Source organism: Coleofasciculus chthonoplastes PCC 7420 (genome assembly GCF_000155555.1).
Lineage (GTDB): Bacteria > Cyanobacteriota > Cyanobacteriia > Cyanobacteriales > Coleofasciculaceae > Coleofasciculus > Coleofasciculus chthonoplastes_A.
Genome location: NZ_DS989878.1, coordinates 1 through 15,891, shown reverse-complemented (window position 1 = coordinate 15,891; position 15,891 = coordinate 1). Strand labels below are relative to the sequence as shown.

13 protein-coding genes are annotated in these 15,891 nt (G+C 46.7%); 8 read left to right on the top strand and 5 right to left on the bottom strand.

Going from position 1 to position 15,891, the window contains the following annotated elements; genetic code table 11:
• Positions 1 to 629: 629 nt before the first annotated feature.
• From hypF to MC7420_RS32990, 6 genes are all read left to right on the top strand, one after another.
• On the top strand, positions 630 to 3,173 hold the full coding sequence (gene hypF / locus MC7420_RS43100; RefSeq protein WP_006106180.1) for a carbamoyltransferase HypF: 2,544 nt from the start codon (positions 630 to 632) through the stop codon (positions 3,171 to 3,173).
• Positions 3,174 to 3,479: 306 nt separating this feature from the next.
• Positions 3,480 to 3,725 carry a HypC/HybG/HupF family hydrogenase formation chaperone gene (locus tag MC7420_RS33010; protein WP_006106186.1) on the top strand — a complete coding sequence of 82 codons (246 nt, stop codon included), beginning with the start codon at positions 3,480 to 3,482 and terminating at the stop codon, positions 3,723 to 3,725.
• Between the two features lie 41 nt (positions 3,726 to 3,766).
• The gene (gene hypD, locus MC7420_RS33005) at positions 3,767 to 4,909 is read left to right on the top strand and encodes a hydrogenase formation protein HypD (RefSeq protein ID WP_006106172.1); all 1,143 of its coding nucleotides are present in this window, start codon (positions 3,767 to 3,769) and stop codon (positions 4,907 to 4,909) included.
• A 278-nt stretch (positions 4,910 to 5,187) separates the two neighbouring features.
• The gene (locus MC7420_RS33000) at positions 5,188 to 5,400 is read left to right on the top strand and encodes a tautomerase family protein (protein ID WP_006106176.1); all 213 of its coding nucleotides are present in this window, start codon (positions 5,188 to 5,190) and stop codon (positions 5,398 to 5,400) included.
• Positions 5,401 to 5,625: 225 nt separating this feature from the next.
• Entirely contained in the window at positions 5,626 to 6,714 is a 1,089-nt protein-coding gene (gene hypE, locus MC7420_RS32995; protein WP_006106177.1) for a hydrogenase expression/formation protein HypE, read from the top strand.
• A gap of 85 nt (positions 6,715 to 6,799) precedes the next feature.
• Entirely contained in the window at positions 6,800 to 8,059 is a 1,260-nt protein-coding gene (locus MC7420_RS32990; protein ID WP_083799250.1) for an FAD-dependent hydroxylase, read from the top strand.
• Positions 8,060 to 8,381: 322 nt separating this feature from the next.
• Here MC7420_RS32990 and MC7420_RS32985 read toward each other — a convergent pair whose 3' ends face one another.
• From MC7420_RS32985 to MC7420_RS32975, 3 genes are all read right to left on the bottom strand, one after another.
• Entirely contained in the window at positions 8,382 to 9,317 is a 936-nt protein-coding gene (locus tag MC7420_RS32985) for a circadian clock KaiB family protein (RefSeq protein WP_044211117.1), read from the bottom strand.
• Between the two features lie 277 nt (positions 9,318 to 9,594).
• The gene (locus MC7420_RS32980) at positions 9,595 to 10,923 is read right to left on the bottom strand and encodes a type IV pilus twitching motility protein PilT (protein WP_006106197.1); all 1,329 of its coding nucleotides are present in this window, start codon (positions 10,921 to 10,923) and stop codon (positions 9,595 to 9,597) included.
• Positions 10,924 to 11,110: 187 nt separating this feature from the next.
• On the bottom strand, positions 11,111 to 13,645 hold the full coding sequence (locus tag MC7420_RS32975) for a DNA gyrase/topoisomerase IV subunit A (RefSeq protein ID WP_044211097.1): 2,535 nt from the start codon (positions 13,643 to 13,645) through the stop codon (positions 11,111 to 11,113).
• A 135-nt stretch (positions 13,646 to 13,780) separates the two neighbouring features.
• Between MC7420_RS32975 and MC7420_RS32970 the strand changes: the two genes are divergently transcribed.
• Positions 13,781 to 14,182: a response regulator gene (locus MC7420_RS32970; protein WP_006106193.1), complete on the top strand. Its 402-nt coding sequence runs from the start codon at positions 13,781 to 13,783 to the stop codon at positions 14,180 to 14,182.
• Here the strand turns inward: MC7420_RS32970 and MC7420_RS32965 are convergent, their stop codons facing one another.
• On the bottom strand, positions 14,183 to 14,377 hold the full coding sequence (locus MC7420_RS32965) for a hypothetical protein (RefSeq protein ID WP_044211094.1): 195 nt from the start codon (positions 14,375 to 14,377) through the stop codon (positions 14,183 to 14,185).
• Positions 14,378 to 14,541: 164 nt separating this feature from the next.
• Here MC7420_RS32965 and MC7420_RS32960 point away from each other — a divergent pair, with 164 nt between their 5' ends.
• Positions 14,542 to 14,943 carry a response regulator gene (locus MC7420_RS32960; RefSeq protein ID WP_044211092.1) on the top strand — a complete coding sequence of 134 codons (402 nt, stop codon included), beginning with the start codon at positions 14,542 to 14,544 and terminating at the stop codon, positions 14,941 to 14,943.
• 557 nt (positions 14,944 to 15,500) lie between these two features.
• Here MC7420_RS32960 and MC7420_RS32955 read toward each other — a convergent pair.
• On the bottom strand, positions 15,501 to 15,891 hold a 391-nt coding region (locus MC7420_RS32955), incomplete at its 5' end, for a tetratricopeptide repeat protein (RefSeq protein WP_006106196.1).

Here is a 15,891-nt window from a genome sequence, read left to right as displayed (position 1 = left end):
TCTTAGGGTGTCATGAGCTAAATAACGTAGTTCTCGTAGAACTTAGTCTGGTCAACTAGAGCCTGTTTTTACAAGCTCCCGCTATAGTTCGATAGAACTTAGCGGTGAGTTGTTGACTCCTCTTAAATCTGTCAGACTCAGACTTATATTTTAAGCGTTTAGTAATCCCCCGTCACCCGCCAAGAACTCAAGTTCTTGGCTTATAGCTTAAGTCCACTGAAGTGGACTAAAACTCGTGTTTAGTCGTCTTTAGACGACTTAAGGGACTTGCGGCTTAATAATATACCAATCAAGCTTGGCTGAGTTGATGAGTCACGCGATCGCAGAATTTTGGCAAGGTTGACTGCAAGTCTATTTTCAACCTGTTGAGTGAGGTGAAGTGTTAGCCTTCATTGTATGGATAAACAATTTGATATAACTTATTGCTGAAGATTGAGCCGCTAATCAGTTGGCTGGGTGGTACGGCACAGTTACAATGGTAGAATAGGTGTAGGTTGGGTTGAGGCAGAAAAACTAAGCAAATCTAGGGCTAAAGCCCTTACTACGAACTCAAGTTAATCCATTAATTTAGGCGCTTGATAGAACTATTTTATCAATTACAATAGCGGAGGATTGTCTAGATTAGGCAAATGGCAATAAACAATCATCCATCCATAATCAGCCAAGAAGAAATTCGCGTGCGGGGTACGGTACAAGGGGTGGGATTTCGCCCAACGGTGTATCGTTTGGCAAAGGCGTGTAATCTAGTCGGAGAAGTTTGTAATGATGGTCAAGGTGTCTTAATTTACGTATCAGGAACAACAGAGGCGATCGCAGACTTTGTGCAACGCTTACAAATAGACTGCCCACCCCTTGCCAAGATTGAATCGATTGACCGTACTCCTTATCCAGGCGATCGCACGTTCCATGACTTTACTATTACCCAGAGTGTTAATAGCACGGTTCAAACTCAAATTCCCCCTGACGCCGCCACCTGTCCCCAATGTCAAGCCGAAACATTTGATTCGCGATCGCGCTGGTACAATTACCCGTTTACTAATTGTACCCATTGTGGTCCACGCCTTTCTATTATTCGCTCGATTCCCTATGACCGTAAGCATACTAGCATGGCAGACTTTGCCATGTGTCCCGATTGCGCTAGGGAATACCTTGCTATCGAAAATCGCCGCTTCCACGCCCAACCAATTGCTTGTCCGGTTTGTGGACCCAAGGTATGGTTAGAACGGGCGAATGGTGAAAAAATGGATACATCTGACCCCATTGATACCGTTTGTACCCTGCTGAAACAAGGGGAAATTGTGGCAATTAAAGGATTAGGCGGGATTCATTTAGCCTGTGATGCCACCAATGAAACCACAGTACAACAGTTGCGATCGCGTAAGCAACGGTATCATAAACCTTTTGCGTTGATGGCGCGAGATTTGGAGGTGATTGAACAGTATTGTACTTTGAATGATCAGGAAAAGGAATTATTCCAAAGTCCCCCTGCGCCTATTGTTTTAATTGATGTTATCCCTAACCGCGCAAATTGTAGAGACGCGCCATGGCGCGTCTCTACAGCCAAAATTGCGGATTCAGTTGCACCGGGACAAACAACATTGGGGTTTATGCTACCTTATACTCCCCTCCATCATCTGATTATGCAACGGCTGGATTATCCGATTATTTTAACCAGTGGGAATCTCTCCGATGAACCGCAATGTATCGATAATCAAGATGCCAGTTTAAAGTTAGGCAAAATCGCTGATTATTTGCTGCTGCATAACCGTGATATTGTCAATCGTGTCGATGATTCGGTGGTGCGAGTTATCCAGTCAAAACGACAACTTCAAAACTTTGATGGGGGCGGGTTTAGTCACATCAGGGTGACAAAAAACGATAATTGTGAAACCCGCCCCTACAGAGGAACTATGGCAAGACATATCCACATCCAAACCCTACGCCGCGCCCGTGGATATGCCCCGAAACCGATTAATTTACCCCCAGGATTTGAAAAATGTCCACCGATTCTGGCGATGGGAAGTGAACTAAAAAATACCTTCTGTTTATTGCGAGATGGACAAGCAATTTTATCTCAACATTTAGGCGACTTAGAGAATGCTGCCGCCTTTAACGCTTACCAGGATACCCTAAATCTATACCTAAACTTATTTGACCATAAACCGAGTGCGATCGCCACAGACAAACATCCCGAATACCTATCGACGAAACTAGGACAAGAACTAGCAACTGCTAATCATCTTTCCTTACATCCTATCCAACATCATCATGCCCATATTGCCGCTTGTCTGGCAGAAAATAATATCCCACTCAATACTCCCCCCATATTAGGAATCGCCTTAGATGGATTAGGCTATGGTGAAGATGGCACAATTTGGGGGGGAGAATTCCTCTTAGCTGATTATCAGGGATTTAAACGATTAGGTAAATTTAAACCCATCGCCATGATTGGCGGCGAACAGGCAATTTATCAACCCTGGCGCAATACCTACGCCCATTTAATTGCAGCATGGGACTGGAACAAGTTAAAACAAGAGTATAGTGATTTAGACCTAATCCAATTTCTGGATCAAAAACCTCATCCCTTGCTAAATCAACTGATCGAAAAAGGAATTAACTCCCCCCTCGCCTCATCTGTTGGACGATTATTTGATGCAGTAGCCGCAGCGTTGGGGATTTGTCGGGCAGACTGTAGCTATGAAGGGCAAGCCGCGATTGAAATGGAAGCCCTAGTTACGCCGGATAGCTTAAATTATGTTAAAGAAGTAGGCGCATATCCCTTTAACATTGGCAAACTAGATCAAGAAACAGAATTAATTTTAGACCCTTATCCCCTATGGCTTGCATTATTGGACGATTTACAGCAAGATGTGTCAAAGTCCCTCATTGCCGCCAAATTTCACCAAGGATTAGCCGACGCGATCGCGACTATGGTTCAGCAGTTACGTCCTGATTTAATCAGCAATCAAGTAATCCTCACCGGAGGTGTGTTTCAAAACCGGATTTTATTGACCCAAGTCAGGGAAAATTTAGAGAGAATGGGTATGGAGGTATTGACACACAGCCGAGTTCCACCAAATGATGGAGGACTATCCTTAGGACAAGCCGTAATTGCCGCTGCACAATCACTCAGTTATCGGGAGAGATTGAGACAGAATGGAGGGGCTGATTGAGACAGAATGTAGGGGCGGGTTTAGGGACAATCGTAGGGGCGAGTTTAGGGACAATTTGTAGGGGCGAATTTAGGGACAATCGTAGGGGCGGGTTTAGGGAATCAATTCAGATATCCACCAATAGCGGAACAACAAAACCCGCCCTCCCCACCAATAGCGGAACAACAAAACCCGCCCTCCCCACCAATAACGGAACAACAAAACCCGCCCTCCCCACCAATAGCGGAACAACAAAACCCGCCCTCCTTTAAATTAAAACCTCAGCTTACCCAAGACAACAAACAACCCACAAAGGACAACAAAAAAATGTGTTTAGGCATTCCCGGTCAAATTACGGAAATAACAGATAAAGAACACCAACTCGCCATGGTTAATATTAGTGGCGTCCAACGCCAAGTTAATATTGCCTGTATTATTGATGAAAATCATCCCATTGACACCTGTATTAACGATTGGGTATTAGTTCACGTCGGCTTTGCCATGAATCGCCTCGACGAACAAGAAGCCGCCGAAACCTTACAATTACTCCACGAACTCGCCTTAGCCGAATGACCAATGACCAATGACCAATAACCAATGACCAATGACAAACTATGAAATACGTTGACGAATTTCGCGATCCCCAAAAAGCCAAAGCCCTACTGAGAGAAATCCAAACCTTAACCACTCAATTCGGCAAAACTGCAAGCCAACCGCTAAAAGTGATGGAAGTCTGTGGTGGTCATACCCATTCCATCTTTAAATATGGACTCGAAGAAATCCTACCCGACACCATCGAATTAATCCATGGTCCCGGCTGTCCCGTCTGTGTAATGCCAAGGGGACGCCTAGATGACGCGATCGCGATCGCAGATTATCCTAATGTTATCCTCACCACCTTTGGTGACGCCATGCGGGTTCCCGGTTCCCAAAAAAGCCTACTCCAAGCCAAAGCAGTCGGGGCGGATATTCGTATGGTTTATTCTCCCCTAGATAGCCTGCAAATCGCCAAAGATAACCCCGATAAAGAAGTCGTTTTCTTCGGACTTGGCTTTGAAACCACCGCCCCCAGTACCGCATTAACCATCCTACAGGCTGATGCTGAAGGACTGCAAAACTTCAGTATGTTCTGTAATCACGTTTTAGTCATTCCCGCCTTACAAGCCTTATTAGACAATCCCGATTTACAACTGGATGCCTTTATTGGTCCCGGTCATGTCAGCATGGTTATTGGTACAGAACCCTATCACTTTATTGCCCAACAGTACCAAAAACCATTAGTGGTTTCCGGATTTGAACCTTTAGATATTTTGCAATCCTTGTGGATGATATTGCAGCAACTGATTCAAGGGCGCTGTGAGGTTGAAAACCAATATGATCGCATCGTCAAACCTGAAGGGAATTCTGTCGCCTTAAACGCCATGAATACCGTCTTTGAAGTGCGGCAAAAATTTGAATGGCGAGGACTCGGTGATATCCCCAATTCCGGATTCAAAATTCGCCCAAAATACGCCCAATTTGATGCCGAAGTTAAATTTACCCTTCCCAATCGTCAAGTCGCCGATCACAAAGCCTGTCAATGTGGAGAAATTCTCAAAGGTGTCATGAAACCTTGGCAATGTAAAGTTTTTGGTACAGCTTGTACACCAGAAAATCCAATTGGAACTTGTATGGTATCTTCAGAGGGGGCTTGTGCAGCGTATTACAAATATGGACGCCTATCCAAAGTTGCCAAAACTGCCGTCGGCATCAATTAACCCCCTGTAGGGGCGACCCGCCTGCATAAATTAACAACACCATTCCACTCAATGACATCGGGTCGCCCTTTACTCAATTACATCAGGTCATCCTCTCCTCAACCCCCTGTATCAGAACGTGTTTCTTGAGAGTTTAAACAGTCGCGGGAGAACATTTGTCAAGGTGGGTTTAGCCCCCAAACTTTATCCACCAAACCGATAAGTAAACTACAAAATCCGTCCGTTTTCCCCCATACAATACTGTTAAAACACAGGTTTAGAGTGGAGAATAAACGGTTATGCCATTTGTTACTGTTCAAATTGCCAAAGGTCACTCGGTTGATCAAAAACGTGAACTCGCCAAAGCACTCACAGATACCCTAGTTTCCACCTTAGGAACAAAACCCGAATGGGTAACAATTCACATTGATGAATTTGAGCGCGAAAATTGGGCAGTTGGCGGCGAATTACATTCCGATAAACCCGGTAAAGGAGGGAAACATCACACCTAAATTGAATGCCACTGACTTTAGAGTTTGTAGTAAGCGCTTTAGCGCTTATGGCACTAAAGTGCCTACTACGAACCCAGAAGATGGGGAAGATGGAACGTCTGTTGTAAGGGCGGGTTTTACCCTTAACGTTTTGTTTTAACCCTGATATCACTAAACCCGCCCCAACTAAATAACGAATGACATAAGACATAAGACATAAGACATAAGACATAAGACAAATGACTAATGACAAATAACCAAAATCCTCTCTTCCAAAAAATCGAAAAAATTCGACGCCGCCCCAATAAAGTTAAAGATACCGCCATTACCCTGGCACATGGCAGTGGTGGCAAAGCCATGCGGGATTTAATTGATGATATTTTTGTCGGAAGTTTCGATAATCCCATCCTTTCCCAACTGGAAGATCAAGCCACAATTCCCCTCGCCCAACTCATCAGTCAGGGGGATCGATTAGCCTTTACCACCGATTCTTACGTCGTTGATCCCCTATTTTTTCCCGGTAGTAATATTGGGGAATTAGCTATCAATGGAACCGTCAACGATTTAGCGGTTAGTGGGGCAAAACCCCTCTATTTAACCTGTAGCATGATTATGGAAGAAGGACTACCTGTCGAAACCTTACGGCAAGTCGTTCTGAGTATGAAAACAGCCGCCGACGCTGCTGGGGTAAAAATCGTTACGGGAGATACCAAAGTTGTCCATCGCGGATCGGCTGATAAACTGTTTATCAATACAGCCGGAATTGGTGTTATCAGAGAAGGTGTTTCTATTTCCGCCCATCAGATTCAACCCGGTGATGCGGTAATTATTAATGGTCAATTGGGAAATCATGGTGCAGCTATTTTAATCGCCCGTGGGGAATTGGCATTATCAACAGACATTAAAAGCGATTGTCAACCGTTAAATGGATTAGTGGATGCCATTCTTGAGGTTTGTCCCCAAATTCATGCCATGCGGGATGCGACTCGTGGTGGTGTCGCTACGGTGTTAAATGAATTTGCCCAAAGTTCTGACGTGGGGATTCGTTTAGATGAGGCGTCGATTCCGATTCGGGAAGAGGTGAATGGAGTTTGTGAGATTCTGGGATTAGATCCGTTATATCTTGCCAATGAAGGGAAACTGGTCGTTATTGTACCGCGATCGCACGCTGAATCTGTATTATCGGCGATGAAGTCTCACCCAGCCGGAGAGGATTCCTGTATTGTCGGTGAAGTGATTGACTCCCCTGCGGGTGTGGTATTACTGCAAACGGCGTTTGGGGCGGAACGGATTGTAGATATGCTAGTCGGGGATCAATTACCCAGAATATGTTAATGGAACTGAATTCATCAAACATTGTATAGACGTGACAAGTCCTTGCCCTCTACAGCTATCCGCGTCAAAATGAAGAAAAGTAAAAATGCTTATCATTTCGATACATTCTCTGAAAATGGCGCAAGAACAGGCATACAATCAAACCTTTGACTACGATCTGGTCATCGTTGGCGGCGGTATTGTCGGCGCAACCTTCGCCTGTGCGTTGAAAAAGTCCGGGTTACGGATCGGATTAATTGAGGCAAAACCTCAGTCAGTCGCCGTAGCCAGACGGCAAGCTTACGCCCTTTCACTGCTTTCTGGGCACATTTTCCAAGGAATTGGGGTTTGGGAGACTATTCAGCCGCAAATTGCCACCTATCGGCAAATTCGTCTCTCTGATGCCGATTATCCTAAATTCGTGCAATTTCACCCCAGCGATTTAGGTACTCAAGATTTGGGGTATGTGGGCGAACATCGTCCCCTGCTTACCTCGCTGTATGAGTTTTTGGCAGATTGCCCGACTGTAAGCTGGTTGTCTCCGGCGGAAGTGGTGGATGTGGAGTATCAAGCCTCTGGGGTAGAGGTGACGGTAAACGTGGATGGAACATCTCAACACCTGCGATCGCGCTTAGTTGTTGCGGCTGATGGTTCGCGATCGCGCATTCGTACAGCCGCCGGAATCGGCACAAAAGGCTGGAAATATTGGCAATCCTGTGTCACCGCCCGCATCAAAACTGAGAAATCCCATAACGATACCGCCTTTGAACGCTTCTGGGAGAGTGGTCCGATGGGTGTACTCCCCCTCGCCGAAAATCGCTGTCAGGTGGTGTGGACAGCCCCTCACGCCGAAGCCCACCAGTTAAAAGACTTAGATGAAAAGGAATTCCTAGAACTCCTAGAATACCGCACAGGCGGACTTTTAGGGCATTTAGAACTCGATAGCGATCGCATTGTCTTTCCCGTACAGTTAATGCAAAGCGATCGCTACACCCAACACCGCCTCGCCCTGATTGGCGACGCCGCCCATTGTTGTCATCCTGTGGGTGGACAAGGACTAAATATGGGCATCCGAGACGCCGCCGCCCTTGCCCAAGTCATCCAAGACGCCCATCAACAGGGTGAAGATATCGGAGACGAACGGATACTCAAGCGCTACGAACGGTGGCGCAAACACGAAAATCTGGTCATTTTAGGCTTTACTGATTTCCTAGATCGAATATTTTCTAATAACTGGTTGCCCATCGTTACCCTACGTCGCCTAGGATTATGGATGTTGCGTCATCTGTATCCTGTTAAGTGTTATGCTCTGCAATTAATGACAGGTTTCAAAGGACGCACTCCTCAAGTCGCTCAACTTAATTAAGTAAGGTCTGCTGAATAAGTGTTGTGGTGAGGGGAAGCGGGGGAACACCTCGACTTCGCTCGGTGTGTCAGCTGGGGAAGCTGGGGAAGCTGGGGGAGCAAGGGTACATTTGTCCTGAGCAAGGTGATGCCATACTTATGAAGGATGCTACCCGATTTCCTTGAATCAAACCCTGTGTCAATAAAGCTCAAAGTATTGATGGGTTTTGCGGTTTTGGCTTTGTGCAGCAAGCCCTAAGTAGAATATCGCTAACTTGGTAAGTCTTTGAACCCGTTTTAACGGGTTTAAGCTTTGAGCCAGAACTTTAGTTCTAGGCTTACTTTTATCGTTGAGTCTCAGGAGCAATAAGTATACGTAAAAGATTTTCCAAGTCATTCAAATCGCCAACAATACGTCGGACGGGGGGGGGCCAAACTCTCAGCAGTGTGGGAGTGGCTGAAATTTGATTGGCTTCCGCTTGTTCAGGATGTTTAAATACATCAATTACTTTTAGAGTATAAGGATGTTGTAGGGATTGCTCGAGTAACTGATGTAGTTTTTTCAGGATATGTTCAGTTGATCCACTGTGTCCAGATACAAATAAGCGCAAGACATAACTAGGGGTAGTTAAGGGTGTAGATTGAGATTCACTCGGATTCGATTCCCTATCTGATTTAGAGGATAAGAGAGGATCAATCCCTGTAGACGGTGAGTGGGAGGATTCTTGCCACGGTGTTGGTTGAATCGTCCAACGTTCTGGAAAAGACAAAGCATAAGTCTGGGGAGATTGAATCAGACTTGAATCGTGCTCATGCCTAGGATTAGCATCAGACAACTGTTCTAGACATTGATCCGGGCGATCGCAGCGGATAATCAAATCATGATCTTGCCACAGTTGGGGAAAGCGATCGCGATATGTCTCCAAAACTATTGGATCACAGCACTCTTCCCGCCAAGGCGCAACTTGCCACACCACTTTCGTGACACCAAACACAGCATTCAGCAATGCCTGATGGTGCTGGATGGGCGGATAAAGTTCCGCTGACGTTCGCATCTGTTGGGTATAAGGATCGAGCCAGCGATCAATTGTGCCAGTATATCCCGGCACTAAAAAATGGGGCGGTTCCGGTAATCCGAGCATTTCTTGCAAACTCGCACACAGATGCAAATGCCAATGCTCTTGTTTACTAGGGTCAATGCCATAAATTAAATCTCCCCCTGGTGTAAACAGGGCAATACCCTTAAATAACTGAGGAAACGAGCGTTGAGTCTCGTTCATTGCTGATTGCTGATTGCTGATTGTTGATTGTTGATTGTCACAAATTAGAGTTTTTTCTGGTAAGCTGTCATGCATTTAAATTGGGTATTAGTAGCGAGCAAGATGCTCGCACTACAAGGATTGCGCCATTATTGATATTAAGGTTTAAATGCCGAACAGCTTAAATCAAGGTGGCAGATCACAAGATAAGATTTTCCTTGCTGCCACCTTTTTGTCCTAACATAAGACGTAGCTTGCTTCTTTTCGGAAAGCGAGTATGACAAATGACAAATGATAATTAAACACGACCCCGTAACATCATCGCCATTTCATTTTGAGTCGGCGACTGTTCTAGGGCAGTTTCTTCAGTGATACGTCCTTCCTGATAAAGGTTAAACAAGGACTTATTCATCGTCATCATGCCGTCAAATTCATTAGCCGCCATCAGTTCGTGAACTTCCTCATATTCACCCTTGCGGATATAATCCCGAATCGCTTCTGTATTAATCAAAATGTCGTGGAAGGCGGCACGTTTGCCATCAGTGGTGCGACATAACCCTTGGGCAATGATTGCCACCATTGATTCAGCAAAAGCGACGCGGATGGCGTGTTGCTCTTCTGGATTATAAAGATTGAGAATCCGTTCAATAGTCTTCACCGCACTGTTCGTGTGCAGCGTTCCCATAACCAAGTGACCTGTTTGAGCAGCTTTCAGCGCAGTATTAACGGTTCCCCGATCCCGCATTTCCCCCACCAGAATCACATCCGGATCTTCCCGCAAGGAGGCTTTTAAAGCATTGTCAAACTGGAGGGTATGAGCGCCGACTTCCCGTTGTTTAATTAGGGCTTTTTGGCTTTTGTGAACAAATTCAATCGGGTCTTCAATCGTAATGATATGCTTCGGCATCTCCTTGTTCATGTAGTCAATCATCGCCGCTAGCGTTGTTGACTTACCTGAACCGGTTGGACCCGTGACTAAAATAAGACCCTTGTGGTAATTACAGACATCCCTGAGAATTGAAGGGAGTCGTAACTGCTCCATCGTCAAAATCTTGAGTGGAATCAAGCGCAGAACTAATGCCGGTCCTGTCAGGGAGTCGAAGATATTAATCCGCACCCGGGCAAAATCATACTGCGCTGCACCATCAAATTCGAGTTCGTTTTGAAAGCGACGAATTTCTTCATCGGTGAGAATTTCCCGCAACCAATTCATAAACGTGGGTTTATCAGTTACAGGATATTCTGTATGTTCCATTTCCCCTCGGTTTCGCATCCGAGGGACTTCACCGACACCGGCGTGAACGTCAGAAAATCCCTTGTCATAGGCTTCCCGGATCAGTTGGGCTAATGTTGGCTGTCCAGGAGAAAGTCCCGCACCTGGCGCTGGTGTCCGGGGTGTGACGCCCGGTGAAGGTGGGCGAGAACTCGGTGCTGTTTTAACGGCAGTAGGATCTGATGCGGACTGACCCGCTTTTGGCGGCATCGGCATTGTTTTAGAGGGCATCGCTTGGGTTGCCCCTGGCGGCGCTTTCCGAGACGCTCCTCCCCTGGGCGGTGGCGGTGGCGCTGGAGGAACGCGGGGTGGAGGGGGTGGCGGCGCACTCGGAGGTCGTTTGGGATCGGTCATGATGGTTGAACTATCACTTAAGTTAGATTTTCTATACTGGTGCTTCCAGAATTCCCAAGCTTTAGGGATTAAATAGCATTCACTTCACACTTATCCCCCACTATAAAACCATATCTAGCTGATCGAAAAGTTTTCGGTTACATCAGACCCACCTTTAGGGGTATGGCACTGCCGTGTCCCTACGTAATCACGGCAGGATTGTTGTAACATCGATAATTGTTTCATTTGACTTGAGCTTAACTAAGCGATCGCCACACCCATCTTTCCCTAACAACTTTACAGATTTTAACGATACCGTCATGACTCGCTCATCGCTGGTAAGCAACACAGCCGTCTCGGTTTGAGAGGCATTGATGACTCCTATCAATCGATCCGTTGAGGTTTTAAATTGAAGGGCTTGAGTGCCAAGATCACCGCGTTTAATGCGTCTGACGACACCGAGTCCGATGCGTTTGCCATAGCCTTGCTCAGATACCAGTAACAGATTCTCGTTGGGCGCGATCGCGACACATCCCACTAATTGCTCCCGACGCCGCAGTCGCAACGCTTGATTGCCTTGGGCTGTACGCCCCATAATCGGTAAATTTTGGTCGTTAATTTCAAAGCGTAATAAGCGCCCATTACTGGTAGCGATAATCAGATCATCAGTGGATTGAGCTAGGGTAACATACGCCAGTACATCTTCTTCTTTGAGTTTAACCGTGGTTAAACCCCGTGCCGTTAGGTTAAGTAACTCTGTCGCAGGTAGACGCTTCACTCGTCCCTGTTGGGTGAGCAAAATTAGGCTGACAGACTCGGTAAGTTCGTGGGGTCGAAAATGGGCGATAACGGTTTCAGATTGAGCCGCATCAGGGAGGAGACGAGTTACAGGGATGCCTTGCTTACGCCCTGCGGCGGGGGGAATATCTTGGACTTTCAAGGGGTAGGCTTTGCCTCCACTGGTGAGGGTGGCAAATTCTGACGCCGTGGTGGTTTGCTGGGTCTGAATCACAAAATCGTTCCCATCTTTGATCGAGGGTTTAGATTTGGGATCAGGGGCAGAACGCAGGCGTTGTACGTGTCCTTGATAGGTAAATTCCAGAACCGTTTGTTCAGCTTCCGTTTCGATCAGATTAGGCGATGGGGATTTCGAGGCAGAGGTTTTCGGGGTGTCTGAGGTTTTGGCTTTCTTGCGGGTTTGTTTTTCTGATTTGGGTTGTTTAGGTTCTTTGAGCGATTGGGCTGATCGGATCTTGGTGCGACGTGGATCAGCATATTTCCGTTTAAGCGATCGCAACTCTTTTTTCAGGGTTTTGAGTAATTCATGTCGGCTACTGAGTAATTCCTGGAGGGTTTCAATGCGGGCGGTGAGTTCCTCAAATTCGGTCTGGAGTTTTTGCCGTTCTAACCCGGTGAGGCGGCGCATCGGCATGGCGAGGATAGCATCAGCTTGACTCTCACTCAAGTTTAACTGCTCTTGAAACTGAGTCTTTGCGGTTGTGCCATCAGGCGCATTGGTAAGGATTTCAATCACGCGAGTGAGTTGATTTAAGCAAACCAATAATCCTTCCACCAGATGACGCCGTTGTCGTTTCTGGTCAAGTTCATAGGTATATTGACGGGTCAGGGTTTGTTCCCGGAAGCGTAAGAATTCTTCCAGACATTGCCGTAGGGCTAGCTGGCGGGGCTGTCCGTTGACTAATGCCAGCATTATCGCGCCAAAGTTACTTTGTAGAGGAGTTTGTTTGTAGAGGTGTTTGAGAACATCTCTGGGATGAGCATCCCGTTTAAGTTCCACAACCACCCGCATCCCCCGGCGATCGCTCTCATCGCGCAAATCGGCAATTCCGTCTAAGCGTCCATGGTTGACCAGATCGGCAATTTTTTCAATCCAAGCCGCTTTATTCACTTGATAGGGTAATTCTGTGACAATGAGTGCCGTGCGGCGATGACGGCGAGTGCGACCGACTTGAATCTCTTCCACCTTAGCGATTCCCCGCACTGGAATAATGCCGCGCCCACTGCTATAGGCATCCCGAATTCCCGACGTATCGATAATTTCACCCCCCGTGGGAAAATCTGGTCCCGGAATTAATTTCCACAATTTCTCATCCGCCAGATCCGGGCGATCAATCAAAGCGATTAGCCCATCCACAATCTCGCCCAGATTATGAGGAGGAATATTGGTTGCCATGCCAACCGCGATGCCAGAGCAACCATTGAGCAGTAAAATGGGTAGTTGAGCGGGTAAAACCACAGGCTCCTGTTGAGAGCCATCGAAATTATCGATAAAATCAACGGTTGCCTCGCCAATTTCTGATAGGAGGGCTTCATGACTAATGGGAGACAGCCGCGTCTCTGTGTAACGCATGGCAGCCGGTGGGTCGTTATCCACCGACCCAAAATTGCCATGACCCGCCAATAGTGGATAGCGAGTGGAAAACTCTTGGACCAAGCGCACCATAGCATCGTAGACAGCCTGATCCCCATGGGGATGATATTTCCCCAAAACATCACCCACTACGCGAGCGCACTTACGGTAGGGTCTATCGGGGGTTAAACCCAATTCGTACATGGCATACAAAATACGCCGATGCACGGGCTTTAGACCGTCGCAAACGTCTGGCAGGGCACGTCCAACGATGACACTCATGGCATATTCAAGATATGACTGTTGCATCTCTGCATGGAGGGGCGTGGGAATAACTTGACCAGTCGCCAGCAGATTCAACTGTTTTGCCATGAGTTCTGTGTCCTAATTTCTAACCACAACGAGATGAAAATTTGATTTTTTTTGTGGCAACATTGCCCAGTCCCTGTCAGACTGATGATCAAATCGCACTTTTGTTGAAAAGACGACTTTCTTGATGCAACGCCCATGAAAACCGTTCTGATTGTAGAAGACGATCCCATTAATCTTCGCGTTTTTTCCAAAATTCTCACGAAGCGGGGTGGCTTGAATGTCAAGGGAACCGAAGATGTAGAGGAGGTCATGAAAATTGCCCACGCGGGAGATGCAGATATTATCTTGATGGATGTTTCCCTGGCTCACAGTGTTTACCAAGGTAAGCCAGTGGACGGCATCAAGATTACCCAGATGCTGAAAGCGGATGCTCAAACCAGCAATCTGCCCATTATATTAGTCACGGCTCATGCTATGGAAGGCGATCGCGAAAATTTCCTTAAGCAAAGTGGTGCTGATGGTTATATCTCTAAACCTGTTGTGGATCACCAACAGTTTGTCGATCAAATCCTGGCACTTCTGCCTAAAAATGATTAGTCAAACCTGAGTGAGAGCGACGCCTCCAATAACCAATCTTCGGATAGGGACATCAATCCTCTGGAACTGGGTGCTGATATTGCCGAAAAACTGGAGTCTTACTAAAGTACGTATGTACTGTACCACAACCGTTTCGGCAAAATACAGAGGATGAGAAAGTTTAGAACCCTTGCTATCGGTTTCCGTTGATACCATCCCCTAATACCGAGTCGTTTTCAATCCTAGTCGATCAGAGCTACCGGGAACAGGGGGGTAGGGGAAGCCGGGATAGAGAACTTGGTCTGTATTGCCCAGTCTCTGTCAGACTGATGATTAAATCGCACTTTTGTTGAAAAGACGACTTTCTTGATGCAACGCCCATGAAAACCGTTCTGATTGTAGAAGACGAGCCCATGAATTTTCGCATTTTTTCCAAAATTCTCACGAAGCGGGGTGGCTTGAATGTCAAGGGAACCGAAGATGTAGAGGAGGTCATGAAAATTGCCCAGGCGGGAGATGCAGATATTATTTTGATGGATGTTTCCCTGGCTCACAGTGTTTACCAGGGTAAGCCAGTGGACGGCATCAAGATTACCCAGATGCTCAAAGCTGATGCTCAAACCAGCAATCTGCCCATTATATTAGTCACGGCTCATGCTATGGATGGCGATCGCGAAAACTTCCTTAAGCAAAGTGGTGCTGATGGTTATATCTGTAAACCTGTTGTTGATCATCAACAGTTTGTCGATCAAATCCTGGCACTTTTGCCCAAAGATGATTAGGCAAACCTGAGTAAGAGCAACACCGCCGATAACCCTTGTTGGTATAGGACGATTCATCCTCTGAAACTGGGTGCTGACATTGCCGAACCCCTAGAGTCTTGCTAAAGTACACCTGTACTGTACCACAACCGTTTCGGCAAAATATAGAGGTTTACCAACCTTGCCCTAAAAGGGACAAGGATTGACCAAGCCAGTTTGGACAACGTAAGCGGTGAATAGCCCCATTGAGCCTAGTTCTGGCACAGACTTCCGAATACTTCCCTAGTTCGGACTATCTCTTTTGCCTAATTAGTTAGGCGTTGGGTAATGCCAAGACATCTTGGACTGGGTAGGCAAGGGACTTATTAGAGGGCAAGCTGGTTCCTGGGATTATCTCCATTTAAAAACCAGCATTTAATTGTCAAGCTGTCTGATCAAGACAGGGTTTGTGACCCAAAGGAGTTTCGACGAAAAACGTCAGAAAGCTTGCGGTCAGTTTTGCTTATACATCCCCTGATACCATACCTTAGCAGCGTAGAGACGCGCCAGGGCGCGTCTGGGAACACTCAAATTTTGATTCAAGGGGTAACGTCTACTTGTACAGGAGCGTTGTTACCGGGGGCAATGGTTGCCTGAATCCTGGGGTTTGCCAAGAATTTTTGAGTATCAGACATCAGACGTTCCCCCCAAAGATTTTCTTTGAGGAACTCTAAATCAGCATAACGCTCATCTGAGCGGAGGGCTGTTTCTCCTAGAGTCAGTCCTCTGTCTTGCTCCCCTTGGGTATAAAGTGCTACGGCTACAGCCAGCTTCGGTTCAGCTGCTTCTGGATCAATCGCGATCGCGGCTTGCCATTTGTCAATCGCGCTAGCCACATTCCCCTGTTCATAATTAACTAACCCAATATTGTTGATCGCGGGCCACACGGGCCAGGTATCGCTCGGTTCCTGATCTGCCGCTTTTTCGTAG

Bases quoted from the DNA above. Each gene is read 5' to 3' on its own strand.
- MC7420_RS32960 (WP_044211092.1), top strand. From the start codon at position 14,542: ATGAAAACCGTTCTGATTGTAGAAGACGAGCCCATGAATTTTCGCATT.
- hypE (WP_006106177.1), top strand. From the start codon at position 5,626: ATGACAAATAACCAAAATCCTCTCTTCCAAAAAATCGAAAAAATTCGA.
- MC7420_RS32980 (WP_006106197.1), bottom strand. From the start codon at position 10,923: ATGACCGATCCCAAACGACCTCCGAGTGCGCCGCCACCCCCTCCACCC.
- MC7420_RS33010 (WP_006106186.1), top strand. From the start codon at position 3,480: ATGTGTTTAGGCATTCCCGGTCAAATTACGGAAATAACAGATAAAGAA.
- MC7420_RS32990 (WP_083799250.1), top strand. From the start codon at position 6,800: ATGCTTATCATTTCGATACATTCTCTGAAAATGGCGCAAGAACAGGCA.
- MC7420_RS32965 (WP_044211094.1), bottom strand. From the start codon at position 14,377: ATGGTATCAACGGAAACCGATAGCAAGGGTTCTAAACTTTCTCATCCT.
- MC7420_RS33000 (WP_006106176.1), top strand. From the start codon at position 5,188: ATGCCATTTGTTACTGTTCAAATTGCCAAAGGTCACTCGGTTGATCAA.
- hypD (WP_006106172.1), top strand. From the start codon at position 3,767: ATGAAATACGTTGACGAATTTCGCGATCCCCAAAAAGCCAAAGCCCTA.
- MC7420_RS32970 (WP_006106193.1), top strand. From the start codon at position 13,781: ATGAAAACCGTTCTGATTGTAGAAGACGATCCCATTAATCTTCGCGTT.
- MC7420_RS32975 (WP_044211097.1), bottom strand. From the start codon at position 13,645: ATGGCAAAACAGTTGAATCTGCTGGCGACTGGTCAAGTTATTCCCACG.
- hypF (WP_006106180.1), top strand. From the start codon at position 630: ATGGCAATAAACAATCATCCATCCATAATCAGCCAAGAAGAAATTCGC.
- MC7420_RS32985 (WP_044211117.1), bottom strand. From the start codon at position 9,317: ATGAACGAGACTCAACGCTCGTTTCCTCAGTTATTTAAGGGTATTGCC.